The 25,225-nt window shown below is 46.7% G+C and carries 23 protein-coding genes, 1 tRNA gene and 9 pseudogenes; 14 read left to right on the forward strand and 19 right to left on the reverse strand.

Annotated features, from left to right (window positions below; genetic code table 11):
* The first annotated feature begins 67 nt into the window (after window positions 1-67).
* Together envY and ompT are read left to right on the forward strand one after the other, a co-directional pair.
* A pseudogene (envY, locus tag AB4H76_RS16660) lies at window positions 68-828 on the forward strand (DNA-binding transcriptional regulator EnvY).
* Window positions 829-1,341: 513 nt separating this feature from the next.
* Entirely contained in the window at window positions 1,342-2,295 is a 954-nt protein-coding gene (gene ompT / locus AB4H76_RS16665) for an omptin family outer membrane protease OmpT (RefSeq protein ID WP_004030176.1), read from the forward strand.
* A gap of 249 nt (window positions 2,296-2,544) precedes the next feature.
* Here the strand turns inward: ompT and appY are convergent, their stop codons facing one another.
* The gene (gene appY / locus AB4H76_RS16670; RefSeq protein WP_000386784.1) at window positions 2,545-3,294 is read right to left on the reverse strand and encodes a DNA-binding transcriptional activator AppY; all 750 of its coding nucleotides are present in this window, start codon (window positions 3,292-3,294) and stop codon (window positions 2,545-2,547) included.
* A gap of 543 nt (window positions 3,295-3,837) precedes the next feature.
* A pseudogene (locus AB4H76_RS16675) lies at window positions 3,838-4,005 on the reverse strand (tail fiber assembly protein); the annotation flags it as partial.
* Window positions 4,006-4,154: 149 nt separating this feature from the next.
* Here AB4H76_RS16675 and AB4H76_RS16680 point away from each other — a divergent pair.
* Complete coding sequence (locus AB4H76_RS16680) at window positions 4,155-4,823, forward strand: class I SAM-dependent methyltransferase (RefSeq protein ID WP_159189441.1); 669 nt, start codon at window positions 4,155-4,157, stop codon at window positions 4,821-4,823.
* Here AB4H76_RS16680 and AB4H76_RS16685 read toward each other — a convergent pair.
* From AB4H76_RS16685 to AB4H76_RS16710, 6 genes and pseudogenes are all read right to left on the reverse strand, one after another.
* Window positions 4,768-4,905: a hypothetical protein gene (locus AB4H76_RS16685; RefSeq protein ID WP_001309429.1), complete on the reverse strand. Its 138-nt coding sequence runs from the start codon at window positions 4,903-4,905 to the stop codon at window positions 4,768-4,770. The genes AB4H76_RS16680 and AB4H76_RS16685 overlap by 56 nt on opposite strands.
* Window positions 4,878-5,462, reverse strand: coding sequence for a tail fiber assembly protein (locus tag AB4H76_RS16690; RefSeq protein ID WP_001704483.1), 585 nt, complete (start codon window positions 5,460-5,462; stop codon window positions 4,878-4,880). Before AB4H76_RS16690 ends, AB4H76_RS16685 begins: the two co-directional genes overlap by 28 nt.
* Window positions 5,462-5,590 (reverse strand): annotated as a pseudogene (locus AB4H76_RS16695) (hypothetical protein); the annotation flags it as partial. The pseudogene AB4H76_RS16695 and the gene AB4H76_RS16690, both read right to left, overlap by 1 nt.
* 525 nt (window positions 5,591-6,115) lie before the next feature.
* Window positions 6,116-7,816 (reverse strand): annotated as a pseudogene (gpJ, locus tag AB4H76_RS16700) (TipJ family phage tail tip protein); the annotation flags it as partial.
* Window positions 7,810-7,915: pseudogene (locus tag AB4H76_RS16705) on the reverse strand (hypothetical protein); the annotation flags it as partial. The pseudogenes gpJ and AB4H76_RS16705, both read right to left, overlap by 7 nt.
* Window positions 7,913-7,984 (reverse strand): annotated as a pseudogene (locus AB4H76_RS16710) (terminase small subunit); the annotation flags it as partial. The pseudogenes AB4H76_RS16705 and AB4H76_RS16710, both read right to left, overlap by 3 nt.
* 388 nt (window positions 7,985-8,372) lie before the next feature.
* Between AB4H76_RS16710 and AB4H76_RS16715 the strand changes: the two are divergent.
* Together AB4H76_RS16715 and AB4H76_RS16720 are read left to right on the forward strand one after the other, a co-directional pair.
* The gene (locus AB4H76_RS16715; RefSeq protein WP_001309326.1) at window positions 8,373-8,606 is read left to right on the forward strand and encodes a YlcI/YnfO family protein; all 234 of its coding nucleotides are present in this window, start codon (window positions 8,373-8,375) and stop codon (window positions 8,604-8,606) included.
* Between the two features lie 57 nt (window positions 8,607-8,663).
* Complete coding sequence (locus AB4H76_RS16720) at window positions 8,664-9,074, forward strand: DUF1398 domain-containing protein (protein WP_000079508.1); 411 nt, start codon at window positions 8,664-8,666, stop codon at window positions 9,072-9,074.
* A 678-nt stretch (window positions 9,075-9,752) separates the two neighbouring features.
* On the opposite strand, the gene AB4H76_RS16725 is transcribed toward AB4H76_RS16720, so the two are convergent.
* The 3 genes and pseudogenes from AB4H76_RS16725 to AB4H76_RS16735 all read right to left on the reverse strand — a co-directional run.
* Window positions 9,753-10,241 (reverse strand): GIY-YIG nuclease family protein, encoded by a 489-nt coding sequence (locus tag AB4H76_RS16725; RefSeq protein WP_016245257.1) that lies wholly within the window; start codon window positions 10,239-10,241, stop codon window positions 9,753-9,755.
* A 205-nt stretch (window positions 10,242-10,446) separates the two neighbouring features.
* Window positions 10,447-10,671, reverse strand: a pseudogene (locus tag AB4H76_RS16730) (lysis protein); the annotation flags it as partial.
* Window positions 10,566-10,796, reverse strand: a pseudogene (locus AB4H76_RS16735) (Rz1 family lipoprotein); the annotation flags it as partial. The pseudogenes AB4H76_RS16735 and AB4H76_RS16730, both read right to left, overlap by 106 nt.
* Between AB4H76_RS16735 and AB4H76_RS16740 the strand changes: the two are divergent.
* A complete protein-coding gene (locus AB4H76_RS16740; RefSeq protein ID WP_044081341.1) occupies window positions 10,716-10,934 on the forward strand; it encodes a DUF4222 domain-containing protein in 219 nt (72 codons plus the stop codon). The pseudogene AB4H76_RS16735 and the gene AB4H76_RS16740 sit on opposite strands and share 81 nt — an antisense overlap.
* A pseudogene (locus AB4H76_RS16745) lies at window positions 10,906-11,091 on the forward strand (helix-turn-helix domain-containing protein); the annotation flags it as partial. The gene AB4H76_RS16740 and the pseudogene AB4H76_RS16745, both read left to right, overlap by 29 nt.
* 30 nt (window positions 11,092-11,121) lie before the next feature.
* Here AB4H76_RS16745 and AB4H76_RS16750 read toward each other — a convergent pair.
* A protein-coding gene (locus AB4H76_RS16750) for an IS3-like element IS3 family transposase (protein WP_085947771.1) occupies window positions 11,122-12,284 on the reverse strand; the annotation gives its coding sequence in 2 pieces (ribosomal slippage) (window positions 11,122-12,023 and window positions 12,023-12,284; 1,164 coding nt in all).
* A gap of 109 nt (window positions 12,285-12,393) precedes the next feature.
* Here AB4H76_RS16750 and AB4H76_RS16755 point away from each other — a divergent pair.
* Window positions 12,394-13,557, forward strand: a complete 1,164-nt coding sequence (locus AB4H76_RS16755) for an integrase (RefSeq protein WP_001299447.1) — start codon at window positions 12,394-12,396, stop codon at window positions 13,555-13,557.
* Between the two features lie 15 nt (window positions 13,558-13,572).
* Here AB4H76_RS16755 and AB4H76_RS16760 read toward each other — a convergent pair.
* Window positions 13,573-13,649 (reverse strand) — tRNA-Arg (locus AB4H76_RS16760).
* A 242-nt stretch (window positions 13,650-13,891) separates the two neighbouring features.
* On the opposite strand from AB4H76_RS16760, the gene fimZ reads away from it, so the two are divergent.
* Window positions 13,892-14,524, forward strand: coding sequence for a fimbria biosynthesis transcriptional regulator FimZ (gene fimZ, locus AB4H76_RS16765; RefSeq protein WP_000805422.1), 633 nt, complete (start codon window positions 13,892-13,894; stop codon window positions 14,522-14,524).
* Window positions 14,525-14,526: 2 nt separating this feature from the next.
* Here the strand turns inward: fimZ and sfmF are convergent, their stop codons facing one another.
* The 5 genes from sfmF to fimA all read right to left on the reverse strand — a co-directional run bounded on the left by sfmF (window position 14,527) and on the right by fimA (window position 20,166).
* Entirely contained in the window at window positions 14,527-15,042 is a 516-nt protein-coding gene (gene sfmF, locus AB4H76_RS16770) for a fimbria assembly protein (protein WP_077491458.1), read from the reverse strand.
* A gap of 10 nt (window positions 15,043-15,052) precedes the next feature.
* Window positions 15,053-16,030 carry a type 1 fimbria D-mannose specific adhesin FimH gene (gene fimH / locus AB4H76_RS16775; protein WP_420062609.1) on the reverse strand — a complete coding sequence of 326 codons (978 nt, stop codon included), beginning with the start codon at window positions 16,028-16,030 and terminating at the stop codon, window positions 15,053-15,055.
* 41 nt (window positions 16,031-16,071) lie between these two features.
* Window positions 16,072-18,681 carry a fimbrial biogenesis usher protein gene (locus AB4H76_RS16780; protein WP_001358768.1) on the reverse strand — a complete coding sequence of 870 codons (2,610 nt, stop codon included), beginning with the start codon at window positions 18,679-18,681 and terminating at the stop codon, window positions 16,072-16,074.
* A gap of 30 nt (window positions 18,682-18,711) precedes the next feature.
* The gene (gene fimC, locus AB4H76_RS16785; RefSeq protein ID WP_077491460.1) at window positions 18,712-19,404 is read right to left on the reverse strand and encodes a type 1 fimbria chaperone FimC; all 693 of its coding nucleotides are present in this window, start codon (window positions 19,402-19,404) and stop codon (window positions 18,712-18,714) included.
* 219 nt (window positions 19,405-19,623) lie between these two features.
* Window positions 19,624-20,166 carry a type 1 fimbrial major subunit FimA gene (fimA, locus tag AB4H76_RS16790; protein ID WP_000776555.1) on the reverse strand — a complete coding sequence of 181 codons (543 nt, stop codon included), beginning with the start codon at window positions 20,164-20,166 and terminating at the stop codon, window positions 19,624-19,626.
* Window positions 20,167-20,636: 470 nt separating this feature from the next.
* Here fimA and folD point away from each other — a divergent pair, with 470 nt between their 5' ends.
* From folD to AB4H76_RS16805, 3 genes are all read left to right on the forward strand, one after another.
* Window positions 20,637-21,503 (forward strand): bifunctional methylenetetrahydrofolate dehydrogenase/methenyltetrahydrofolate cyclohydrolase FolD, encoded by an 867-nt coding sequence (gene folD / locus AB4H76_RS16795; protein ID WP_000729160.1) that lies wholly within the window; start codon window positions 20,637-20,639, stop codon window positions 21,501-21,503.
* Window position 21,504: 1 nt separating this feature from the next.
* On the forward strand, window positions 21,505-21,717 hold the full coding sequence (ybcJ, locus tag AB4H76_RS16800) for a ribosome-associated protein YbcJ (protein WP_000190292.1): 213 nt from the start codon (window positions 21,505-21,507) through the stop codon (window positions 21,715-21,717).
* 107 nt (window positions 21,718-21,824) lie between these two features.
* A complete protein-coding gene (locus AB4H76_RS16805) occupies window positions 21,825-22,346 on the forward strand; it encodes a metal-dependent hydrolase (protein WP_001143558.1) in 522 nt (173 codons plus the stop codon).
* A gap of 35 nt (window positions 22,347-22,381) precedes the next feature.
* Here AB4H76_RS16805 and cysS read toward each other — a convergent pair whose 3' ends face one another.
* The gene (gene cysS, locus AB4H76_RS16810; protein ID WP_000912345.1) at window positions 22,382-23,767 is read right to left on the reverse strand and encodes a cysteine--tRNA ligase; all 1,386 of its coding nucleotides are present in this window, start codon (window positions 23,765-23,767) and stop codon (window positions 22,382-22,384) included.
* Window positions 23,768-23,940: 173 nt separating this feature from the next.
* Between cysS and ppiB the strand changes: the two genes are divergently transcribed.
* Together ppiB and lpxH are read left to right on the forward strand one after the other, a co-directional pair.
* Entirely contained in the window at window positions 23,941-24,435 is a 495-nt protein-coding gene (ppiB, locus tag AB4H76_RS16815) for a peptidylprolyl isomerase B (protein ID WP_000255997.1), read from the forward strand.
* A gap of 2 nt (window positions 24,436-24,437) precedes the next feature.
* A complete protein-coding gene (gene lpxH / locus AB4H76_RS16820) occupies window positions 24,438-25,160 on the forward strand; it encodes a UDP-2,3-diacylglucosamine diphosphatase (protein ID WP_000212253.1) in 723 nt (240 codons plus the stop codon).
* The last annotated feature ends 65 nt before the right edge of the window (window positions 25,161-25,225 follow it).

Genomic DNA, 25,225 nt, shown 5'->3' on the forward strand with positions numbered 1-25,225 from the left:
GGGCCGATCACTCATGCAGGAAGCATAGATCCTTTGAGCGGAGTTTCTGATATCTGAGGAGTGCGAAATGCAATTGAGCAGCAGTAAACCTTGCGTGGTGATCCTGACCGAAAAAGAGGTAGAGGTAAGCGTCAATAACCATGCTACGTTTACCCTTCCGAAAAACTACCTGGCCGCCTTCGCGTGCAACAATAACGTCATTGAACTCTCAACGTTAAATCACGTATTAATCACCCACATCAACCGTAACATCATCAACGATTATCTGTTGTTTTTAAATAAGAACTTAACCTGTGTAAAGCCCTGGTCGCGGCTGGCTACCCCGGTTATCGCTTGTCATAGCCGTACACCGGAAGTGTTCCGGCTAGCCGCCAACCACAGCAAGCAGCAACCCAGCAAACCCTGCGAAGCGGAGTTGACGCGCGCATTGCTTTTTACCGTATTGTCTAACTTTCTTGAGCAATCGCGGTTATTGCCCTACTGATGTATATCTTACGCAGCAGCGTCCGCGACAGCGTCTGCCGCATTATTCAAAGCGATATTCAGCACTACTGGAATCTGCGAATTGTCGCCAGTTCGCTATGTTTAAGCCCCAGCCTGCTCAAAAAGAAATTAAAAAACGAAAATACCAGCTATAGCCAGATTGTCACAGAGTGTCGTATGCGTTACGCCGTACAGATGTTATTGATGGATAACAAAAATATCACTCAGGTGGCGCAATTATGTGGCTATAGCAGCACGTCGTACTTTATCTCTGTTTTTAAGGCGTTTTACGGCCTGACACCGTTGAATTATCTCGCCAAACAGCGACAAAAAGTGATGTGGTGAAGGGCAAAGCGGAAACGGATAAGACGGGCATAAATGAAGAAGAAATGGCGCGCCCTGCAGGATTCGAACCTGCGGCCCACGACTTAGAAGTTCCTAGAACGACATTTTAAGTCAACAACTTACCGCGCCATCTCTGCGCTCACACGTCCCACTACCTCAAAACATGTAAAGCCTTGCAAGCCATTGTGAGGCCTTATGTGTCTCAGTTTTGTCCCTCTTTTTTGTACTAAAAAACATAGTAATTGAGGATAAACCTCATGCTATTTTCGCTTATATGCCTCTAAAGGCATGGCACTTAAATAGATAAAAGCACCACAAAAGCATAAAAAAACCACACAGTAAAACCGCAATATGAAACAATAACAGATAATTAAACCAAAAACAGATAGCGCATTGTGATAATCATTCAATACTAAACAAAATATAAACAGTGGAGCAATATGTAATTGACTCATTAAGTTAGATATAAAAAATACATATTCAATCATTAAAACGATTGAATGGAGAACTTTTATGCGGGCGAAACTTCTGGGAATATTCCTGACAACCCCTATTGCGATCAGCTCTTTTGCTTCTACCGAGACTTTATCGTTTACTCCTGACAACATAAATGCGGACATTAGTCTTGGAACTCTGAGCGGAAAAACAAAAGAGCGTGTTTATCTAGCCGAAGAAGGAGGCCGAAAAGTCAGTCAACTCGACTGGAAATTCAATAACGCTGCAATTATTAAAGGTGCAATTAATTGGGATTTGATGCCCCAGATATCTATCGGGGCTGCTGGCTGGACAACTCTCGGCAGCCGAAGTGGCAATATGGTCGATCAGGACTGGATGGATTCCAGTAACCCCGGAACCTGGACGGATGAAAGTAGACACCCTGATACACAACTCAATTATGCCAACGAATTTAATCTGAATATCAAAGGCTGGCTCCTCAACGAACCCAATTACCGCCTGGGACTCATGGCCGGATATCAGGAAAGCCGTTATAGCTTTACAGCCAGAGGTGGTTCCTATATCTACAGTTCTGAGGAGGGATTCAGAGATGATATCGGCTCCTTCCCGAATGGAGAAAGGGCAATCGGCTACAAACAACGTTTTAAAATGCCCTACATTGGCTTGACTGGAAGTTATCGTTATGAAGATTTTGAACTCGGTGGCACATTTAAATACAGCGGCTGGGTGGAATCATCTGATAACGATGAACACTATGACCCGGGAAAAAGAATCACTTATCGCAGTAAGGTCAAAGACCAAAATTACTATTCTGTTGCAGTCAATGCAGGTTATTACGTCACACCTAACGCAAAAGTTTATGTTGAAGGCGCATGGAATCGGGTTACGAATAAAAAAGGCAATACTTCACTTTATGATCACAATAATAACACTTCAGACTACAGCAAAAATGGAGCAGGTATAGAAAACTATAACTTCATCACTACTGCTGGTCTTAAGTACACATTTTAAGAACGCCAACTAAAATTTCCCCGAGGTGAAAATCGCCCCGGGGAATAACTAGCCATTTCAATGTAACAATTAACCCTTAAAATAAACCCAGAAGGTTATTAACTAAATCACATAGAAAACCATCAATTATAGTATGTATAAAATAGGCGACAGCAACCCAATTAAAAATTAATGGTTCCAGAATATCACATCAAAAAAAACGCTGTATAATATTATAATTAACATGTAGACAACTTGTAATAAACATTATCAGTCAATTGTTTTGTTTATTCCATCTGTGACGCCGATTATTTTCTCAAAATAATGAGATGGCGTGACACCATAATAATCTTTAAATGCACATATGAAATATGAAGTACTGTTATAGCCACATTTCTGGGCTACGACATTGATAGAATAAGAGTTTGAAGTTATGAGTTTTTTTGCATACCTCATCCTAGTATCTCTCAATATTTCAGTAAATGACGTTCCTTCATCCCTTAATCTTTTTTTTATTAAACTTTCACTCGTATAAATCAATTCCGCAATATCTTTTAAATGCCATTGCCGCTCAATATTAAAACTGATTATTCCAGTAATTTTACAGGTAAATGTATTTATATTTGTTAGTATAAATGAATTTACACTTTCGCGTTTTTTGAACATGGCAAGTAAGGATATACATAGTCTTTCTTTTAACCAAAGGGAGTGTGAGTCTGCTATTTTAATCCCTTCAAACAGAGAAAAAACAAGCGATAATGGAGGTTCCTCTTCAGCAATATAGCCATTCTTATCAAGAGTAAATTTGCCAGGCAGCTCATTATTCACGTCGATAAAAAAGGATAAACATGTTTTCTTATCTATATCAACAATTCTTAGTTTAGAGGGGCATACTGGTAACTCCCTTCTAATTTTGTCGCTTACAATAAACAATGAATTTTTTTTGAACGAGATAACTCTCCTGTTTATAATTAAATCAAATGATTGACAGATGAAAACTACGGAGCAAACATAATCCATCTTGCACCTATCATAAAATTAAAACAAGTTGATAGTAGTCAAATAACAACCAATTAAATACACAAGCATAATCAGGATGATGTGCATTTATATTTTTATACACAAAATTATAGTTTGCAAATTTTAATAAATTTCATTTAAGATTAAATTATTATATGTATATCGTTTTTTATTCCAACGTATTTCAAAGTTACATTTTTCAACGCTTACTATGCTTTTTATTAACATAAACTCACTACAACGCACCTGAAACCTCTTGCTATATATGTCAACCGTTTGAATTTAAAATAAAAAGAGTATCATTTTTACTTGCATTTCTTATCAAGTCACATTCAACAACAGTAAAAAAACATTATTAGAACCATTCAATTAACAAAAAACCAACATCCAGCTTGCTTAATTTTTCTTTATTAAACGATATTGAAAATCAATTGATAAAATACATCTAAACAACCTTTTGGGGCGCAAAAGCATAACATCAAACAAACAAATAACACACCGAAAAAACTCACAATTAATAACCTATGATATACATACTGTTTATTATGGTTGAATAAGCCACTCGATATCTGGTGCTACGGAAGTGTCCACACGGTTTAGCAGCACCCGATACTTTTTTCAGGCTTCCAGCAACGATCTTTCTTCCTCCGTTGCGATTTCCAGATCTACAGCATCCTGCAGTGGCGCAATATACTCACTGAATTCCTGGATGTAGAACTGTGTGGTGACGGTCTTCCAGCCATTCGGCTCCTGCTGTATTGAAGCATACCAGGCTATTTCAATATCGCTATGCTGCGGCAGCATTTAACCCCTTGTAATTCATTGCCATAATTGATTTAATTCACAAATAAAACTATAACATGGTGAAATTAATGAAAAAAAACACAGATGATGGGGCTAGAATTTACACACCACTTACCCTAAAGCTTTATGACTGGTGGGTTTTGGGAGTATCAAATCGGCTTGCATGGGGATGTCCTACAAAGGAACACCTTCTTCCACACTTTCTGGAACATTTAGGTAACAACCATCTGGATATTGGTGTTGGAACTGGGTTTTACCTTACTCACGTACCTGAGAGTAGTCTGATATCTTTAATGGATTTGAACGAAGCTAGCCTGAACGCGGCATCTACAAGGGCTGGGGAATCAAAAATTAAACATAAAATTAGCCATGATGTTTTTGAACCTTATCCCGCGGCGTTACATGGTCAATTTGATTCCATTTCCATGTTTTACCTTCTTCACTGCCTGCCTGGAAATATATCTACAAAAAGCTGTGTAATACGCAATGCGGCGCAGGCCTTAACTGACGATGGAACTCTATACGGAGCCACAATTCTTGGCGATGGAGTTGTGCACAATAGCTTCGGTCAAAAACTGATGCACATTTACAATCAGAAATGCATCTTTTCAAACACAAAAGATTCCGAAGAAGGCTTAACACATATACTCTCAGAGCATTTCGAGAATGTTAAAACCAAGGTTCAAGGTACTGTAGTAATGTTTTCCGCTTCAGGGAAAAAATAGCATCCAACCGCAGCACGTTCTTGCTTAAGACGTGCTGCGGCATAATCCCAATGATTACTCCCTGACAGGGTTCGTAGGCCACTCAATATCAGGTGCAGTTGATGTATCAACACGGTTCAGCAACACCCGATACTTTTTCCAGGCTTCCAGCAATGAGGTTTCTTCCTCCGTTGCGATTTCCAGATCTACAGCATCCTGAAGTGGCGCAATATGCTCACTGGCTACCTGCATCAGGCTGTTTTTTGTTTCTTCCGCCTCCCGGATCCGGAACAGTTTTTCTGCTTCTGCATCTTTCACCCAGGCTGTGCCGTTCCACTTCTGAAACTCCCCTTCCGGCGATAACCAGGTAACATTTTCCGGTAACGGACCGAGTTCAGAAATAAATAACTCGTCCCCTGACGCTACGTCATAAACCGTTTTACCCCGATGGTCTTCAACGAGATGCCACGATGCCTCATCACTGTTGAAAACAGCCACGAAACCAGCCGGAATATCTGGCGGTGCAATATCGGTACTGTTTGCTGGCAGACCTGTATGAGGCGGAATATATGCATCACCTTCACCAATAAATTCATTAGTTCCGGACAGCAGATTATAAATTTTTATGGTCCGTGGTTGTTCACTCATTCTGAATGCCATTATGCAAGCCTCACAATATAGTTAAATGCGATGTTTTTGACGGTGTTTTCCGCGTTACCAGCAGCGTTAACGGTGATGGTGTGTCCATGTGAACCAATCGCAACGGAGTGCGTATGAGCACCAATATCTGATGGTGTAGGTTTCTGATGTGAGCTATACATCGTATAAACAACACCATAGGTAACGCTGGAAGGCTTACTCGCTGAATATGTTGGCGAGGTATAAACAGAAACTGACGCATTTGCAGTACAATCCCAATGGATATTTACACTCGTCGCATAATTGCCAATCTCAACGTAAATATCATATGTATCGCCGGATGTGTTGATCCAGGCGAAATTCGTTAATCCGACGGCTGTACGCTTCCACAAAGCCCCGGTAATTCCTTTGGGGTTTCCATTGCCTGCTCGTAGAACCAGTTCTGAAATGCCTGCCTGATGTGGGGAACCGACGTTGTAACCAGCGCCACCAATCAATGCGATGTAAACGATGGAACTCGCTTGTGGCATGGTAACCGTAGCCAGTTTGAACCACCCAGCCCCGCCAGAGAAAGACATCGTTACTGAATTTAAAGTACCAATATCTTTCGGCGTTAATGTTATATCCGCAGTCAGTGCTTTTCCGTTAACTTTTCGGTTAGATGGCACCCTGCTATTCGCATTGTCATTGGCTGCTTTAACTGCTTTTGGCGTTGCGGCCAGCGATTCACTGGTGCTATCAACAGCACTGCTAAGTTTCACAACACCTTTAGTTGTAAGGCTTGCGTCTTCCATCGCAACTGCACCGGCAATCTCTTCAGCACGATCAGCAGCAGCTTCCGCACGGGTCGCAGCGGATTCAGCAGTAGTTTTGCTCTGAGATGCTGCCGTCGCACTGCCTGCCGCCTCTGTTGCTTTCGTGGATGCCGTCGTGGCGCTGCCTTTCGCTGCTGATGCCTGTCTGGTCGCCTCATCTTTTGAAGCAGACGCCGATGAGGCCGATGACGCCGCCGAACTGGCGGACGATGCGGCAGCCGTTTTTGAGGATTCTGCGCTGGTTTCCGACGCTTTCGCGTTCGTTTCGGATGTCTTCGCTGCGGAAGCTGACCTCGCTGCTGCGCTGGCCTGTTCAGTGGCTTCGCCAGCCTTCGTTGTGGCTGTTGAAGCAGACGATGCGGCACTTTCTGCCGATTTTCCGGCGGCGGTGGCACTGGCTGAGGCCTGCCCGGCACTTGTTGACGCGGCACTGGCAGACGACGCAGCCGCTGTTTTTGAGCCTGCCGCAGCTGAGGCGCTCTGTCCCGCTGCCGTCTCAGAAGACCTGGCGTTCGTCTCGGACGTTTTTGCCGCCTTCGCGGAATTTCCTGCCGCCGTTGCCGAGGAAGCTGCGCTACTGGCGCTCGAGGATGCGTTCGTTTCTGATGATTTCGCTGCCTCTTTTGAGGCCGCCGCATCCCGGGCTGAGGTGGCAGCTTCTGACGCTTTCGTGGTCGCGGTGGATGCAGAAGTGGCTGCTGATTGTTGTGACGCTGCCGCATTCGTTTCTGACTTTTTCGCCGCACCGGCACTGGTGGCCGCCGCGCTTTTTGAGGACTCTGCAGCGGCAGCACTTTTTTCCGCTTCAGTGGCCTTTGTTGATGCCGTTCCTGCGCTGGAAGACGCTGACTGAGCCGACGACGCGGCCTGTCCTGCTGACGTGCTGGCTGCGCGTGCTGAGCCTGCAGCATCAGTCGCATGGGTTGCCGCCTCACGGGCAGATGTGCCGGCATCGCCGGCTGGCTTCTTCGCGGCTGCCGTGTTCTGTGCCACCGCGGACGCGTTACGCACCACCTCTTCCACCATCAGTTCAAAACGGCGCAGAGCCTCCGGACGGGCATCATCCTCCGTCAGTGCCGTGTTCGGGTAGCACTGTTTCACATCGATAATTTCGGTGTATGACGACCAGAGCGTTTTGTTCTGCAGCTGGTCTGTGGTGCTGTCCGGCGTCATCCTGCGCATCCGGATATTAAACGGGCGCGGCGGCAGGTTATCCACCACAACCGAGGCCAGATACTGTGAGGTGGTTTTGCCCTTAATGGTGATGTCTTTTTCCGTCACCCAGCCACCGTTACGTTGTATCTGAACCAGCAGGCGGACTTCCGATGGATTCCTGTCCCCCTTTGAGGTGGTTTCCACCAGTGCCTGCACGCCGAAAGTAAAACGCAGACGGTCAATGTTTGCCGACGTGATGGTCCGGGTGATCGGCGTGTCGTATTTCACTTCCGTACCCAGCACCGTCTCGGAGCCAGAGGATTCAAATCCCTCCGGCGGTGTCTGCTCCTGCTCACCGGCCCGGAACACCACCGTGACACCGGAGATATTGGTATTCCCCTCTGTGGTCAGCTTCCCGAAGGCTTCAGCGACCTTGTCCACCTCCACGCCGGATGCAGAGGAGAAACGCGCCACACTCTGGCTGATGGACGCAATCTGAGCCTCCTGCCAGTTCTGAATGGTACGGATACTCGCACCGAAAATGTCAGCCAGCTGCTTTTTGTTGACTTCCATTGTTCATTCCACGGACAAAAACAGAGAAAGGAAACGACAGAGGCCAAAAAGCCCGTTTTCAGCACCTGTCGTTTCCTTTCTTTTCAGGGGGTATTTTAAATAAAAACATTAAGTTACGACGAAGAAGAACGGAAACACCTTAAACCGGAAAATTTTCATAAATAGCGAAAACCCGCGAGGTCGCCGCCCCGTAACCTGTCGGATCGCCGGAAAGGACCCGCAAAATGATAATAATTATCATCTGCATGTCACAACGTGCATCTACGCCATCAAACCACGTCAAATAATCAATTATGACGCAGGTATCATATTAATTGATCTGCATCAACTTAACGTAAAAACAACTTCAGACAATACAAATCAGCGACACTGAATACGGGACAACCTCATGTCAACGAAGAACAGAACCCGCAGAACAACAACCCGCAACATCCGCTTTCCTAACCAAATGATTGAACAAATTAACATCGCTCTTGATCAAAAAGGGTCCGGGAATTTCTCAGCCTGGGTCATTGAAGCCTGCCGCCGAAGACTGTGCTCAGAAAAAAGAGTTTCGCCTGAAGCAAACAAAGAAAAGAGTGACATTACTGAATTGCTCAGAAAGCAGGTCAGACCAGATTGAAGCAATTTAGATAATCGTGCAGACTAGGTACCTTCATATCACATGGAAGGTACTACAATGGCTCAGGTTGCCATTTTTAAACAAATATTCGATAAAGTGCGAAATAATTTAAACTATCACTGGTTTTATTCTGAACTAAAACGTCACAATGTCTCACATTACATTTACTATTTAGCCACAGAGAATATTCATCTTGTTCTTGAAAACGATAATACGGTTTTAATAAAAGGACAGGGTAAGGTTGTAAATGTAAGATTTTCAAAAAATAAATGCCTTATAGAAGCCACATTAAAAGGATTCAAATCAGGAGAGTTATCATTTTACGAATACAGGAAAAATCTTGCTACAGCAGGGGTTTTCAGATGGATTACAAATATCCACGAAAACAAAAGGTATTACTATACCTTTGATAATTCATTACTCTTTACTGAGAACATTCAGAACACTACACAAATATTTCCGCACTAAATCATAACGTCCGGTTTCTTCCGTGCCAGAACCGGACTCGCTGGCATGATGAAATATGTGTACCCGGTAACCCCGGTGTGCATCGTTTTTGATTATTCCCGCACACTCGCGCAGAAGGAGTTCCCCGTCGGGCTACGGTCTCTGTTAATACGGGAATACGGCGACGATACAGCGCATGATGTGTCAGGCTTGAATACCTTTATCCTTTAAAAGGGATATCAGTTAAGTTATCCCGTGTAGGGTATAAGCCATTATCAAAGCCACTCTGTAGGGAATGGCTTTTGTGATGGCATCACTTACTCTTTACGCTGCTATCCCACTCATCCCGGAATTTTGATGGGTTATTGAAACCTTCTGCTGACATAACAACTCCTTCAATGTTTGGCTGAAATTAGGATGTCTTTCCATCAGTCCGCCACCACAAAGAATCTTTTTTGCCATAAGGCAGGAGGTTCATCTTTCAGTGGCTGCCGGTGTTATTTCCCCACTTACTGGCTTGGGTTGTTTCGTGGTACTGCCGTTAACTGGTGGCGCACAGATTTAGTTAAATCCGTTCTCGCCTGAACTATCTTTTACATACCCGGATTGTGGGGATGTAAATCACGGTTTCATTATCAAGCCCACCAGTAGATGGGCTTTGTAATGAAGAGTTGTTATGAAAATTGCTCTAAACAAGCATTAATAGCCATCAGAAGTAATCGCTACAGATTTCAATCCCTCAATGTCATCCTTGGACAGGGCGAACCATTCACCGTGCTTTCTCTTTGCGGCAAATTTGCGATGAAGCATGTTTTCAGTTTCTCTTCCACCAGGGATCAGGCACTCAAGCTTCAAGCAGTCTGGTCCAGAGTTGCCAAGCGATTTGATGCGTTGTGGAATGTTGGATGAATACCCAATTTTGGTTAGCCCAGTTTTCTTCGATGACAAAACGTATACCTGAGGAGGTTCTTTTCTCTGGTCTTCCATTACACGTCTCATTGTTGCCATAAGTCCGCCGTGCATCAGCATTTCAACAAAGAACGCTGACCGAACACCTGACGACTTAAGCATGCCAGAAAATTCACTTGCCAATTCCATTAACTCTGCGATGTTTTCAGGAACTTTTTGGCAGTTATCTTCCTTGTATAAGGAAATCATTCTTTGAAGCTTTTCTTCTAATTGGTTCATAGCGTCTTTACCTTTTAGAAAGTGAGCCTGTCTCACAGAAAAGCCGCCCCGAGATGGTCGCCACCATATACGGCAGTTCTCAGGCTCAACTTTCTGAAAGGCTCGGGTGATGTAATATGCGCGTGAGATGCGCTGTGAAATTCAGATGTAAAAAAAGCCCCGCATCGCGAGGCTCATTAAATGGACTTTGTGATTTGCAAAAAAATTATTTCAGGCATTGCGTCCTGATGTATTCCTGCAGGTAGTTAACCTGCGCGGTTATCTTGTCGATTCCACTTCGGAGACGGTAATAATTGAGTTCAGCATCTGCTGTAAGTCCTGGGCTTTCTCCATCGCCCATGCCGCTGGCTCCGGTCGTTGACTTTGCACAGGTGGCGGCGACTTGCAGGCGCTTACGCCCAGCAGAAACATCAGCACGGAGACTTTCGATACCCTAACACCTGGTACGTCGACCACCACGGCACTCCCTGCAAAATCCTGCGTTCTACCCACAACAAAGTTCACTACATCCGAAAAGGCAGAACATGTATCGCCAGCATGTTCCGCTTTAATCATGACTTTGAACCTGTGAATAAAGCTGATGCAGATCGGATAGCAGAAGAGATCGAAACGGCAGAACACATTAAGAAGTTACGTGACATGCGTTCAAAAAGCAGAGGTAACCATGGAATCATACAGCCTCACACTCGATGAGGCCTGTCAGTTTCTTAAGATATCCAGACCAACCGCCACCAACTGGATACGAACAGGCCGCCTACAGGCAACACGTAAAGATCCAACCAAGCCAAAATCTCCTTACCTCACAACACGGCAAGCCTGCATTGCGGCGCTTCAGTCTCCGCTGCATACTTGATCCTACCCACGTAATATGGACACAGGCCTAAGCGAGGTTCTTGTTTTCAAATTGTTCCGGACTGAGGCCGCCACACCAACTGTGCCGCCGCCACCGATTGTAATCACATTCGATATAATTAAACACCGTTGCCCGCATTATTTCCCGGCTGATAAAGTGTTCTCCATGGATACATTCCACTTTCAGCGAATGAAAGAAGCTTTCCACGCAGGCATTATCGTAGCAGCAACCTTTTGCGCTCATACTTCCACGCAGATTATGCCGCTTCAGTTGCGCCTGATAATCTGCTGAACAGTACTGGCCTCCACGGTCCGTGTGAACGATAACGTTCCGGGGCCTCTTACGCCGCCACAGCGCCATCTGCAGGGCATCGCAGGCCAGTTGCGCCGTCATGCGTGGCGACATTGACCAGCCAATAACGGCACGTGACCACAGGTCAATGACCACTGCCAGATACAGCCAGCCTTCATCTGTACGTAAGTACGTGATGTCTCCTGCCCACTTCTGGTTCGGGCCACTGGCGTAAAAATCCTGCTCCAACAGATTTTCTGACACAGGCAGGCCGTGTGCGCGGTAGCTGACCGGGCTGAACTTCCGGGAGGCCTTTGCCCTCAGTCCCTGACGGCGCAGGCTTGCCGCCACGGTTTTTACGTTAAAGGGGTAACCCTGAGCACGCAGTTCATCCGTCAGGCGTGGGGCACCGTAACGCTGTTTTGACCGGGTAAAAGCCGCGAGGACAACGCTGTCGCAGTGTTGGCGGAACTGCTGACGCGTGCTTATCCTTGTCCGCCGCTGACACCACGTATACCAGCCGCTGCGGGCCACCCGGAGCACGCGGCACATTGCTTTGATGCTGAACTCAGCCTGATGTTTTTCAATAAAGACATACTTCATTTCAGGCGCTTCGCGAAGTATGTCGCGGCCTTTTGGAGGATAGCCAGCTCTTCATCCCGTTCTGCCAGCTGGCGTTTGAGACGTGCAATCTCGGTAGACATCTCCAGTTCACGTTCAGAAGACGTCTGCTGATTTTGCTGTTTACTGCGCCAGTTGTAGAGTTGTGATTCATACAGGCTGAGTTCACGGGCTGCGGCAGTAACACCGATGCGTTCAGCAAGCTTCAGGGCTTCACTGCGAAATTCAGGCGAATGCTGTTTACGGGGTTTTTTACTGGTTGATACTGTTTTTGTCATGTGAGTCACCTCTGACTGAGAGTTTACTCACTTAGCCGCGTGTCCACTATTGCTGGGTAAGATCAACTGTCCAGGTGAGCGCGGGTGATGGCATAACAGAGGAAAGAAAATGTCACTCTTCCGCAGAAATGAAATATGGTATGCCTCGTATTCGCTCCCGGGCGGGAAACGAATTAAGGAATCTCTTGGCACAAAGGACAAGCGGCAAGCTCAGGAGTTGCACGACAAGCGAAAAGCAGAACTCTGGCGAGTAGAAAAGCTAGGGGATTTACCTGATGTCACTTTTGAAGAGGCCTGCCTAAGATGGCTTGAGGAAAAAGCTGATAAAAAATCTCTCGATTCAGATAAAAGCCGGATTGAGTTCTGGCTTGAACATTTTGAGGGTATAAGGCTTAAAGATATCTCGGAGGCAAAGATTTACTCTGCTGTAAGCAGAATGCATAACAGAAAGACGAAAGAAATATGGAAACAGAAAGTTCAGGCCGCCATCAGGAAAGGTAAAGAACTGCCTGTTTATGAACCAAAGCCAGTATCAACTCAGACAAAGGCAAAGCATCTTGCCATGATAAAGGCTATTCTCCGTGCTGCAGAACGCGACTGGAAGTGGCTGGAAAAAGCGCCTGTCATCAAGATACCAGCGGTCAGAAACAAGCGAGTCAGATGGCTGGAAAAGGAGGAAGCAAAACGCCTTATTGATGAGTGCCCCGAACCACTGAAATCTGTCGTCAAGTTTGCGCTGGCAACTGGTCTGAGAAAGTCGAACATCATAAATCTGGAATGGCAACAAATCGACATGCAGCGACGAGTTGCCTGGGTGAATCCAGAAGAGAGCAAATCAAACCGCGCCATTGGTGTGGCGCTGAACGATACCGCCTGTAAAGTGTTGCGTGATCAAATAGGCAAGCATCACAAATGGGTGTTTGTACATACCAAGGCGGCTAAGCGAGCAGATGGAACATCAACGCCTGCGGTCAGGAAGATGCGCATCGACAGCAAGACATCATGGCTATCAGCTTGTCGTCGTGCAGGAATTGAAGATTTCCGTTTCCATGACCTCAGACACACCTGGGCAAGCTGGCTGATTCAGTCAGGCGTCCCATTATCAGTGCTTCAGGAAATGGGCGGATGGGAGTCCATAGAAATGGTTCGTAGGTATGCTCACCTTGCGCCTAATCATTTGACAGAGCATGCGAGGAAAATAGACGACATTTTTGGTGATAATGTCCCAAATATGTCCCACTCTGGAATTATGGAGGATATAAAGAAGGCGTAACTGATTGAATTGTAATGGCGCGCCCTGCAGGATTCGAACCTGCGGCCCACGACTTAGAAGGTCGTTGCTCTATCCAACTGAGCTAAGGGCGCGTTGATACCGCAATGCGGTGTAATCGCGTGAATTATACGGTCAACCCTTGCTGAGTCAATGGCTTTTGATCTGGTTGCTGAACAAGTGAACGACCGCGTCTGATTTTCTGATTTATTTCGCTATAGTGGCAAACAAACGCACACCGCTGCGCGTCTGAATCAAGAAAACCCGTATTTTCATGTATCAAAGTACAATTTACCGCCCTAACGGAAAATTGTCCGCTCCTATGAGACTGGTAACTATGAAACCAACGTCGGTGATCATTATGGATACTCATCCTATCATCAGAATGTCTATTGAAGTTCTGTTGCAAAAAAACAGTGAATTGCAGATTGTCCTGAAAACGGATGATTACCGCATAACCATCGATTATCTCCGAACCCGTCCTGTTGATTTAATCATTATGGATATAGACTTGCCCGGAACAGACGGTTTTACCTTCCTGAAAAGGATCAAACAAATCCAGAGCACAGTGAAAGTGTTATTTTTATCATCGAAATCAGAATGCTTTTATGCTGGCAGAGCGATACAAGCTGGTGCTAACGGTTTTGTCAGTAAATGCAATGATCAGAATGATATTTTTCATGCCGTTCAGATGATCCTCTCCGGATACACGTTTTTTCCTAGCGAAACGCTTAACTATATAAAAAGCAATAAATGTAGTACGAATAGTTCAACGATCACTGTGCTATCTAATCGTGAAGTGACCATATTACGTTATCTGGTTAGCGGATTATCTAATAAAGAAATTGCCGATAAGTTATTACTTAGCAATAAAACAGTTAGTGCGCATAAATCTAATATTTATGGCAAGCTAGGTTTGCATTCAATTGTAGAGCTTATCGACTACGCCAAATTATACGAATTAATATAATATTAATTATAATTGATCATAAATATCGCATCCGCTTTCGCCACACCTGGCCAAACACCGCTGGCTAACGCTCGATAATTGGCAAAAAAGTTTAGTGTGACATTGCCATTTGCATCTACTTCCTCAGTCGGGCTCGCCTCCCCCAGTGCGAGCCGGGAGCGATCGCTATTACGTAATTCGATGGCGACGGTTTGTGCCATTGCGGGATCATCCAGAGCCAGCAGGTTGGTATCGGATGCCGGCGTTCCCGTAAATAAAATCGCAACTGAACCCGGAGGACATCCCTCCAGCCGCAGGCTAAAAGGGACGAGTGCCGTGGTATCGCCAGCGTTCAGTAATTGTGTCGTAGGCCATCTGCCTAAATCTACCGTCTTATCAATATCCGCTGTGTTTACGGTACAGGAGAAATCAACAACGTTACCGTGCAAATTGATATTAATCGTTCCTAAAGGGTCAGCTGCCCATCCACTGGAACTCCACAGTAACCCGCAGAAACAGCTAAAGAGTACTCTTCTCATTCTCCGTACCTCATTGATAATCGACGCGTAAATACCCCAGCGCGCTAAACGGCCCCTCGGTCGGTTTTTGACCGGTAATACTGATAGGCCAGGCGCGAAGTGTGACATTGGCTGCCGCAGCTGCATCCAGACGGAAAGGAATAACGCTATTGAGATCGTTAGGCGTAATCGGCGTATCGTTCTGATCGGCGACAATAAAACCTAAATCCTGATTGTCCGACACCATCGCCTGACCAGAAACGGCACTGGCTTCCAGACGCATTGTTAAATAAGCCTGCGCAGCAACATTCGTACATTTGACCGCAATGCTCTTGGTTTGCGGCATGACGCCAGCTGGTCGATTCCCCGGCCCTGCCGCACTAAATAACGATGCGCCGATATCACCAAAATCAAATTCAACAATCTGCCCGGCATTTAATTCGCAGTTTTGCGGCACTTCAACCCGGCCACCAAAACTAATGGTACAAACAGGTGTAACCAACGGATCGTAAGGCGTTGATGTCACATACACGGTAAACATCACCTGTCTGGGGATCTCCACCATGTTAATAAAGGGACGAATAACCTTTAAACGAAATATTAAACGAGAATCCATCACCCCGAATGGAAGGTTTTGCGAAACGTTAGGATCTGTTCCCATCCGAATATAATTTTGCGGGGGAAACTGAATATCCATCACACTATCAACCAGACTCATCGCACCTAATAGATAATCATGTAATTGCATATATTTATAATTATCGATAGTTTCCTGAACAATAAAGTTGGTGACATAACTACGGTATGTATAATTCACCAGCGTACCGGGTGGACAAATTGCTGAGACACCTACCCAGCCGGATTTTTCCGGTAAAACAACAATCTGCCCTGGCTGGTTATTGGTGCTATTAAAGATATTTGAGAGATCATAGTGTTCATCTTCTGCTACGCCAGTACTATTTGCACAAACAGTAGCCCAGGATATGTTTGCCAGACACAAACATGCCATCGCCAATAATAATCTGCAGATTATCTTATTGATAATTTCCTTTATGAGCCAGGATGTGTGCAAACTGCCGAAATAACAGTGACGGCTTGCTGTAAGCTTTGCTTCGGCAATACATAGTGCGCAATGCAGCGTGAGTTCGCGCCGTCTCCCCACTGAACCAGTAATTCACCAGACAATGGCGCACCACTTAAATAAACTTGCCCGTCATCACCCACCATACTGGTTATTCCGGTACTGTTTTCCCGTACCAGTGATCCAAACGGCACCGGTTTTCCGCCCTGGGTAACGGTAATGAGCGCCCGCACGCCTATGCGGGTATCAAAATTGGCACGAACCAACGCGCCTTGCGTCGGCACAACGCTGCTAATATTTTTTTCAACATCGATGGAATTCCCCATCGTATTGGTATCAAGCGCGATACGGTTATACCGATAAACCGTGGCATACGGCATCACCGCATAGCCGCGCCAGTCGGTTAAAATGCCAGTTTGATTTTCAATGCGTACACCGCCTGCGCCAGGTGCTTTAATCAAAACATTGGTATCCCCTAAAGGCTGGCTCAGCGTTATGCCATTTTCATGCCCGACCACACCGCCAGACAGCTGCCAGTTAACGTCATGTTGATCGCGGTCGTAGTTATACCCGACCCCCAGCGTACCGTAAGCGGCCTGCCAGTTTGCCGTGGCGCTGCCCGTGTACCCATTATTCGAGGTATCACCCTGGCTTACGTGATAACTCAGGTTGTGGCCTTCCAGTAAGGTCCCACCTACACCTGCCAGCCAGCTATTTTGCCCGTTGCTGTTACGGTTGGCGTTAAAGGAGGCATAAGCGCGGTCGAGCGCATTTTCCCGGGTGTAGCGACGTTTGGTCAAAACATTGAAAGGCACTGAAACATTAAGTCCGACAATACGTTCGTTATCGGGGATCCCTACAGATTCATTCCACGAAAATGAGAGCGAATAACTGATGCCAACCCAGCTGCTGGTATACCCCACCTGATACCACGTATCTGAATCCGAAGTATTCCAGTATTTTTGATGGGTACCAGAGATATAAAGCGAGCCAAAGTCATTAAGTGATTGTGAAATATTTAACTGCAAACGGTCTTTACGGCTAAAGCGTAAATTGTGGTAATTCACGATTATCGGTTCATCGCGATGCTCACCGTCGTAATCGTAATCATATTCGTACCCCTCCATTCGACGATACGCAACATCATCAAGGGTATAAAAACCTTGTGTCGAATAGCGGTAACCCATTAACTGAAAATTGGTGCCGAAGGTGTTCATTGATTTCGCATAGAGGAAGCGAATGGAATCCCCCTCATGACGACTGTCGTCGGCTAACTGACTGCGCGCATGCGTTACATCCAGCGACACTGCGCCCCAGTTCCCGAGGTTGCGCCCCAGCCCTAACAAAAAGGCGGTGTAATTGGCAGATAATTGCGTCCCGCCGTAGGCAGTAAATTCCTGTGGTAAACCACCGAGTGCCGTGCCCTGAAAAAAGAAAGGTGATGATTGCTGACTATTACCGCTACGAAAATCGCCCGCCGTCAGATCAAATTTGAAACGCCCTTCGCGTTGTAAAATTGGCACTGTTGAATACGGAATTGTGTAATTCTGCTGATTGCCATCGCGCTCGTCGATGGTGACGTCCAGATCGCCATTTGAAGATGTCGGGTGCAAATCTGTAATTTCAAAAGCGCCGGGGGAAACATAGCTTTGATAGATAATAAAACCATTTTGCCGAATCGTTAGCTGGGCCGCCGTACGGGCAATCCCACGTACCGTTGGGGCAAACCCTTGCTGGCTATCAGGATACATATTATCAGAAGAATAAAGCCGTACACCACGAAATCCAACGCCATCGAAAATATCACTTCCTGTATTGCCGTCTCCCATTACCAGTTCACTTTTCAGCGGAATAATGGCGCGCTGTACCCAGGTGCCAATATTATTCCACTGTTCTGAATGATATCCATTTCCGCGAAAATAGTTCCAGGAACCATTGTTGCGTAAACGCCACGGGCCAATATTAATCCCGCTGAGCTCACTAAAAAAATAGCTATCGTTACCATTACCTCTGTTACCGGTGAAATTATAATTCAGGAGTAAAGCAGGAATACCTTCATCCCACTCTTCAGGCGGAATGTAACCGTGAGCGCTACTCAACAACGCTATCTGAGGAATAGTGATGTTCAGGCGCATCGCTGCAAAATCAAAGTTAATTGTGGCATCAGGTACAGCTTTCAGTAAATTGATGCATTTATTGTTTTGCTGCTGGGCTAACTCGGGAAATGCACTGCTATTAAGGCCAATTCGTTCAAGAAGTACCTGGTTAAAACAGGGCATTAACCCACCTGATTTATCACCTGTATTTTCTGTTGTCGATTCAAATACGATATCCTGCGAACCAATGAACTCATCATTACGCCAGAGATCCACCCGATACACGCCCGCAGGTTGATGATTACCTCTCTCAAAGCGCGATAAATCAGCAACGGATGTGCCATTCTCTAATAAAAATGCCGGGTTGAAATAACTTTCCGCATAGCTTAAAAAGGAGGGTAAAATGGCAAGAGATGAATAACAAATTCCGGCCAGACACCAGGTATACCTCTGCGGAATATCCGTAGTAGTGGGTATTTTCATAATTAGCTCTGATATTGTCAGATGATTCGGTTAGTTTAAGTTCACTTCTCTGACCGGAGTTACTGAACCATAATCATTAACGGTCTGAAATTTCAGCTTTCCCTGCACTCCTGAGGGTAAGGGAATTTGTGAATTAACTCTGGGTGCAGCCATAGCATTCCCCAACTTTTGGCTGCCCACTTGTAAGTTAACCAGGGTGACATAAAAAGGTGATTGATTATGAACATTGATATAGTTACCGGATCGCGAAAACTTGAGTGTGTCCGGCGCTTCTGCGGGTAATTCTTGTAATTGAATTGGACGGAGAAATAATTTCATGCGCGATAAAATCGCCAGTTGCAAAACATTCTTGCCGTTCAATGCATTTTTATCTACCGAAGGGATCGTCTTAACATTCATCCAGAACAGAGACTCACGATCTGCTGCCAGCGGTGGACCGGTGTAAATAATACGCAAAGTATTTTCGCTTTTGGGTTCACTAACAAACAGTGGCGGTGTAATGATGAATGACTTTTCTTTTACACCGCTGCTGTTTTCAATCCACGAATTGACCAGAAAGCGCTCATTGGTATGGCTATTTCTAATCCATTCCGCAGTCTGTTTAGCATCAGCGGGATAAATAATACGCGTGGCACCTAATGCGATCCCTCCGGCAGCATGGGCGCTGGCCGAAATGATTAAATAAAATATAATGAGCATCAATAACTTTATTTTAGTCATCATAGTTAATACGCCTTGTGTATTCCTGACGGCAAAAATAAGGAATATAAAGAAATGATTGCTTTGGTTTCTTACAACACATCATTCCCTTTTCATTTAATAAAGCGGCATGATACAAAGTGAACATGATTTCGATTTACATTGCCACCATACCGCTTCAGACAACCGGTACATTACTTTGTTATAAGACGTGATATATAATTCAAAACAACGTGGTTTTGATTATTCATATCTCATAATAAAAGTCGCGTCAGCATTTGCTTGCCCTGCTGATGCACTTGTACCGGTGCCTTTATAACGTGCAGAAAAATGAAGAACGTTGGTCCCGGGGATCAAGTTCTGGTTGGTTGAGAAGCTATTCCCATCAGGTTTGAGAATTGCGGATGTATTATCAAGTATTTCAATACCGACACCCGTTGCTGTTGTTGTATTGGTACTGGATGCAATGGCCAATAAATTATCATTGATTGCATCAGCCTGACCAGAAAATGCAACGGCAGCATTAGCGGCAACAACAGGATCGCAGTCGTTCAACTGAATGGTGAATGGAATTAATGCAGAGGTATTACCAACAGCATTGAAAATATCGGTACGATATTGACCGAGTGTGACAACCTGGTCTGCCGAGTCAGTATTCACTGAACAGGCAGCATTCACCAGTTCGCCTTCAAAGTGAATTGTACCGCCATCTACAACGGCAGCATAACTACCCGTAGCGGCGAATAGTGCGGCAGCCAGCGCAGACGAAATAAATCTTAATTTCATATATATTCCTTCAATCTCATTTATCGACTCCACATCCGTATATAACCGATTACTTTATTTAAGACACTGATAGTAGTAAATTCCTTTTTATCCTCTAAGAATGTCTTAATTGAAAATATGCACTCTATTCTAAAAAATAGAGAGCCCCGTTAGATGAATACTTCCGCGCATAATATATTCAACACAAATATAGACCTGAAGCGGTAAATTACCAGGCTGAAAATTCTTTTTATATTGTCAGGTATTTCTTAAATTATCTTAATCCTTAGACAAGGAAATAAATCAGTTCCAGATTTACAACGCCATCATGGACGAAAAATGAAGCTTTCAGTCTCAGCGACGGTGCGCCTCACCTTCGCAAGAGGTCGCTTCACGCGATAAATCTGAAACGAAACCTGACAGCGCGCCCCGCTTCTGACAAAATAGGCGCATCCCCTTCGACCTACGTAACAGATGGAATCCTCTCTCTGATGGCAGCAAAGATTATTGACGGTAAAACGATTGCGCAGCAGGTGCGCTCTGAAGTTGCTCAAAAAGTTCAGGCGCGTATTGCAGCCGGACTGCGGGCACCAGGACTGGCCGTTGTGCTGGTGGGTAGTAACCCTGCATCGCAAATTTATGTCGCAAGCAAACGCAAGGCTTGTGAAGAAGTCGGGTTCGTCTCCCGCTCTTATGACCTCCCGGAAACCACCAGCGAAGCGGAGCTGCTGGAGCTTATCGATACGCTGAATGCCGACAACACCATCGATGGCATTCTGGTTCAACTGCCGTTACCGGCGGGTATTGATAACGTCAAAGTGCTGGAACGTATTCATCCGGACAAAGACGTGGACGGTTTCCATCCTTACAACGTCGGTCGTCTGTGCCAGCGCGCGCCGCGTCTGCGTCCCTGCACCCCGCGCGGTATCGTCACGCTGCTTGAGCGTTACAACATTGATACCTTCGGCCTCAACGCCGTGGTGATTGGCGCATCGAATATCGTTGGCCGCCCGATGAGCATGGAACTGCTGCTGGCAGGTTGCACCACTACAGTGACTCACCGCTTCACTAAAAATCTGCGTCATCACGTAGAAAATGCCGATCTATTGATCGTTGCCGTTGGCAAGCCAGGCTTTATTCCCGGTGACTGGATCAAAGAAGGCGCAATTGTGATTGATGTCGGCATCAACCGTCTGGAAAATGGCAAAGTTGTGGGCGACGTCGTGTTTGAAGACGCGGCTAAACGCGCCTCATACATTACGCCTGTTCCCGGCGGCGTTGGCCCGATGACGGTTGCCACGCTGATTGAAAACACGCTACAGGCGTGCGTTGAATATCATGATCCACAGGATGAGTAACATGGCGACATTTTCTTTAGGTAAACATCCGCACGTTGAGCTGTGCGACTTGCTGAAACTGGAAGGCTGGAGCGAAAGCGGCGCGCAGGCGAAAATCGCGATTGCCGAAGGCCAGGTGAAAGTCGACGGTACGGTTGAAACGCGCAAACGCTGCAAAATCGTCGCCGGTCAGACAGTGAGTTTTGCAGGTCACAGCGTACAGGTTGTTGCCTGATCCCTTTCCCGGCCTGTATCAACAGGCCGGTTCTCTTTTCAGACTTTTGCCCTCTACGCCCCGTTCATCCATGCTGATAGCATCGACATTTTGCCGAAGCGACCATCATGCCAACCGTTATTACGCACGCCGCCGTTCCCCTATGCATTGGTTTAGGGTTGGGTTCGAAAGTCATCCCTCCGCGCCTGTTATTTGCCGGAATCATCCTGGCGATGCTGCCCGATGCCGACGTCTTGTCGTTTAATTTTGGCGTTGCTTACGGCAATGTTTTTGGTCATCGCGGGTTTACCCATTCGCTGGTGTTTGCGTTTGTTGTCCCGCTGTTATGTGTGCTGATTGGACGTCGATGGTTCAGGGCTGGGCTGATTCGCTGCTGGCTGTTTTTAACCGTCTCGTTGCTATCGCACAGCTTGCTGGATTCGGTAACCACTGGCGGTAAAGGGGTTGGCTGGCTGTGGCCGTGGTCAGATGAACGCTTTTTCGCTCCCTGGCAGGTGATTAAAGTCGCGCCGTTTGCATTGTCTCGTTACACCACAGCGTACGGGCATCAGGTGATTATTTCTGAATTGATGTGGGTGTGGTTGCCGGGGATGCTACTGATGGGAATGTTGTGGTGGCGCAGACGATAACCGGATGCGAAAACTCGCATCCGGCAATAGCGCAATTACTTACGACGCCAGGTGGTCCCTTGCGGGCCATCTTCCAGCACGATCCCCATCTCATTAAGACGGTCACGCGCCGCATCTGCCGCCGCCCAGTCTTTCGCTTTACGGGCATCCAGACGCTGTTGAATTAACGCTTCAATCTCAGCCACTTCGCTGTCGTCTGCCTGCGCGCCGCTTTGCAGGAACGCTTCCGGTTCTTGCTCCAGCAGGCCCAATACGGCGGAAAGTTTACGCAGGTGAGATGCCATTGCATTCGCCGCTGCCATATCTTCTGCTTTCAGACGGTTTACTTCACGCGCCATATCAAACAGCACGGAATAGGCTTCCGGGGTGTTGAAATCGTCGTCCATCGCTTCAATAAAGCGCGCTTCAAACGCTTCGCCACCGGCAGGCGCAACGGTTTTATCTGTGCCGCGCAGCGCAGTGTAGAGACGCTCCAGCGCCGCACGCGCCTGCTTCAGGTTCTCTTCGCTATAGTTCAGCTGGCTGCGATAGTGGCCCGACATCAGGAAGTAACGCACGGTTTCCGCGTCGTAGTATTTCAGCACATCGCGCACGGTAAAGAAGTTACCCAGCGATTTGGACATCTTCTCGCGGTCAACCATCACCATCCCCGAGTGCATCCAGTAGTTCACATACTGACCATCATGGGCACAGGTGGACTGCGCGATTTCGTTTTCGTGGTGCGGGAACATCAGGTCTGAACCGCCGCCGTGGATATCAAAGTGGTTACCCAGCTGCTTGCAGTTCATTGCCGAACATTCAATGTGCCAGCCAGGACGACCCGCGCCCCACGGAGACGGCCAGCTCGGTTCGCCCTCTTTCGACATCTTCCACAGAACGAAGTCCATTGGGTTGCGTTTGTCGTCGACCACGTCAACGCGCGCGCCTGCCTGCAGCTGGTCGAGATCCTGACGCGACAGCACGCCATAAGTTGGATCGGTCGGGACGTCGAACATCACGTCGCCGTTGTCCGCCACATAAGCGTGACCTTTGGCGATCAGTTGTTCAGTGAGTTCAATAATTTCTGCGATATGGTGCGTCGCGCGCGGCTCCATATCCGGGCGCAGAATGTTCAACGCATCAAAATCTTTGTGCATTTCGGCGATCATGCGATCCACCAGCGCCACAAAGCTTTCGCCATTTTCATTGGCGCGTTTGATGATTTTGTCGTCGATATCGGTAATGTTGCGCACATACTTCAGCTTATAGCCGAGGAAACGCAGATAGCGCGCAACCACGTCAAAAGCAACAAAGGTACGCCCGTGACCGATATGACAGAGATCGTAAACGGTGATTCCACACACGTACATGCCGACTTCCCCGGCGTGAATAGGCTTAAATTCCTCTTTTTGGCGTGTCAGAGTATTGAAGATTTTTAGCATCGAAGATTCCGTTTAGACATGTGTGGGTAATTGAGTTGCGTATAATACCCATATTTCCCGCGCGAATCAGCATACATTGCGTGATGATCCGATCGTGCGGTTATGCTATAACACCACCCTATATATGACCCGAACTGGGTTGAAGCACCAATCAAACGGAACAGGATGCAAAAATGGTTACTTTCCACACCAATCACGGCGATATTGTCATCAAAACTTTTGACGATAAAGCACCTGAAACAGTTAAAAACTTCCTGGACTACTGCCGCGAAGGTTTTTACAACAACACCATTTTCCACCGTGTTATCAACGGCTTTATGATTCAGGGCGGCGGTTTTGAACCGGGCATGAAACAAAAAGCCACCAAAGAACCGATCAAAAACGAAGCCAACAACGGCCTGAAAAATACCCGTGGTACGCTGGCAATGGCACGTACTCAGGCTCCGCACTCTGCAACTGCACAGTTCTTCATCAACGTGGTTGATAACGACTTCCTGAACTTCTCTGGCGAAAGCCTGCAAGGTTGGGGCTACTGCGTGTTTGCTGAAGTGGTTGACGGCATGGACGTGGTAGACAAAATCAAAGGTGTTGCAACCGGTCGTAGCGGTATGCACCAGGACGTGCCAAAAGAAGACGTTATCATTGAAAGCGTGACCGTTAGCGAGTAATCGTGGCGACACTCTTTATTGCAGATCTTCATCTCTGCGTGGAAGAACCGGCGATCACCGCCGGTTTTCTGCGTTTTTTAGCGGGGGAAGCCCGCAAGGCCGACGCGCTGTATATTCTTGGCGATCTGTTTGAAGCATGGATTGGCGACGACGATCCCAACCCACTCCATCGCCAGATGGCGGCAGCGATCAAAGCGGTGTCCGATTCCGGCGTTCCCTGTTATTTCATTCATGGCAACCGTGATTTTCTGCTCGGCAAACGCTTTGCCCGTGAAAGCGGCATGACATTATTGCCGGAAGAAAAGGTGCTCGAACTTTATGGTCGCCGGGTGTTGATTATGCATGGCGACACGCTGTGCACCGATGACGCGGGTTATCAGGCTTTTCGCGCCAAAGTCCACAAACCCTGGCTGCAAACGCTATTCCTCGCCCTGCCGTTGTTTGTGCGCAAACGCATTGCCGCGCGAATGCGAGCGAACAGTAAAGAAGCCAACAGCAGTAAATCGCTGGCGATCATGGACGTTAACCAAAACGCGGTAGTCAGTGCGATGGAAAAACATCAGGTGCAATGGCTGATCCACGGGCATACCCATCGCCCGGCGGTACATGAACTTATCGCCAACCAGCAACCTGCTTTTCGCGTGGTACTCGGTGCCTGGCATACAGAAGGTTCGATGGTGAAAGTCACGGCGGATGACGTTGAGCTGATTCATTTTCCGTTTTAAAAAACCCGCAACTTTGCTGATTTCACAGCCACGCAACCGTTTTCCTTGCTCTCTTTCCGTGCTAT

The organism is Escherichia sp. UTM R2 (assembly GCF_048593455.1).
GTDB lineage: Bacteria > Pseudomonadota > Gammaproteobacteria > Enterobacterales > Enterobacteriaceae > Escherichia > Escherichia coli.

What these genes read in the sequence shown, in the direction of transcription:
- AB4H76_RS16715 (WP_001309326.1), top strand. Translation starts at nt 8,373, where the DNA reads ATGTCAACGAAGAACAGAACCCGCAGAACAACAACCCGCAACATCCGC.
- ppiB (WP_000255997.1), top strand. Translation starts at nt 23,941, where the DNA reads ATGGTTACTTTCCACACCAATCACGGCGATATTGTCATCAAAACTTTT.
- AB4H76_RS16780 (WP_001358768.1), bottom strand. Translation starts at nt 18,681, where the DNA reads ATGAAAATACCCACTACTACGGATATTCCGCAGAGGTATACCTGGTGT.
- ompT (WP_004030176.1), top strand. Translation starts at nt 1,342, where the DNA reads ATGCGGGCGAAACTTCTGGGAATATTCCTGACAACCCCTATTGCGATC.
- AB4H76_RS16720 (WP_000079508.1), top strand. Translation starts at nt 8,664, where the DNA reads ATGGCTCAGGTTGCCATTTTTAAACAAATATTCGATAAAGTGCGAAAT.
- AB4H76_RS16690 (WP_001704483.1), bottom strand. Translation starts at nt 5,462, where the DNA reads ATGGCATTCAGAATGAGTGAACAACCACGGACCATAAAAATTTATAAT.
- sfmF (WP_077491458.1), bottom strand. Translation starts at nt 15,042, where the DNA reads ATGAGAAGAGTACTCTTTAGCTGTTTCTGCGGGTTACTGTGGAGTTCC.
- AB4H76_RS16755 (WP_001299447.1), top strand. Translation starts at nt 12,394, where the DNA reads ATGTCACTCTTCCGCAGAAATGAAATATGGTATGCCTCGTATTCGCTC.
- fimH (WP_420062609.1), bottom strand. Translation starts at nt 16,030, where the DNA reads ATGGCATGTTTGTGTCTGGCAAACATATCCTGGGCTACTGTTTGTGCA.
- fimZ (WP_000805422.1), top strand. Translation starts at nt 13,892, where the DNA reads ATGAAACCAACGTCGGTGATCATTATGGATACTCATCCTATCATCAGA.
- appY (WP_000386784.1), bottom strand. Translation starts at nt 3,294, where the DNA reads ATGGATTATGTTTGCTCCGTAGTTTTCATCTGTCAATCATTTGATTTA.
- AB4H76_RS16805 (WP_001143558.1), top strand. Translation starts at nt 21,825, where the DNA reads ATGCCAACCGTTATTACGCACGCCGCCGTTCCCCTATGCATTGGTTTA.
- cysS (WP_000912345.1), bottom strand. Translation starts at nt 23,767, where the DNA reads ATGCTAAAAATCTTCAATACTCTGACACGCCAAAAAGAGGAATTTAAG.
- fimC (WP_077491460.1), bottom strand. Translation starts at nt 19,404, where the DNA reads ATGATGACTAAAATAAAGTTATTGATGCTCATTATATTTTATTTAATC.
- ybcJ (WP_000190292.1), top strand. Translation starts at nt 21,505, where the DNA reads ATGGCGACATTTTCTTTAGGTAAACATCCGCACGTTGAGCTGTGCGAC.
- AB4H76_RS16725 (WP_016245257.1), bottom strand. Translation starts at nt 10,241, where the DNA reads ATGAACCAATTAGAAGAAAAGCTTCAAAGAATGATTTCCTTATACAAG.
- folD (WP_000729160.1), top strand. Translation starts at nt 20,637, where the DNA reads ATGGCAGCAAAGATTATTGACGGTAAAACGATTGCGCAGCAGGTGCGC.
- fimA (WP_000776555.1), bottom strand. Translation starts at nt 20,166, where the DNA reads ATGAAATTAAGATTTATTTCGTCTGCGCTGGCTGCCGCACTATTCGCC.
- AB4H76_RS16680 (WP_159189441.1), top strand. Translation starts at nt 4,155, where the DNA reads ATGGTGAAATTAATGAAAAAAAACACAGATGATGGGGCTAGAATTTAC.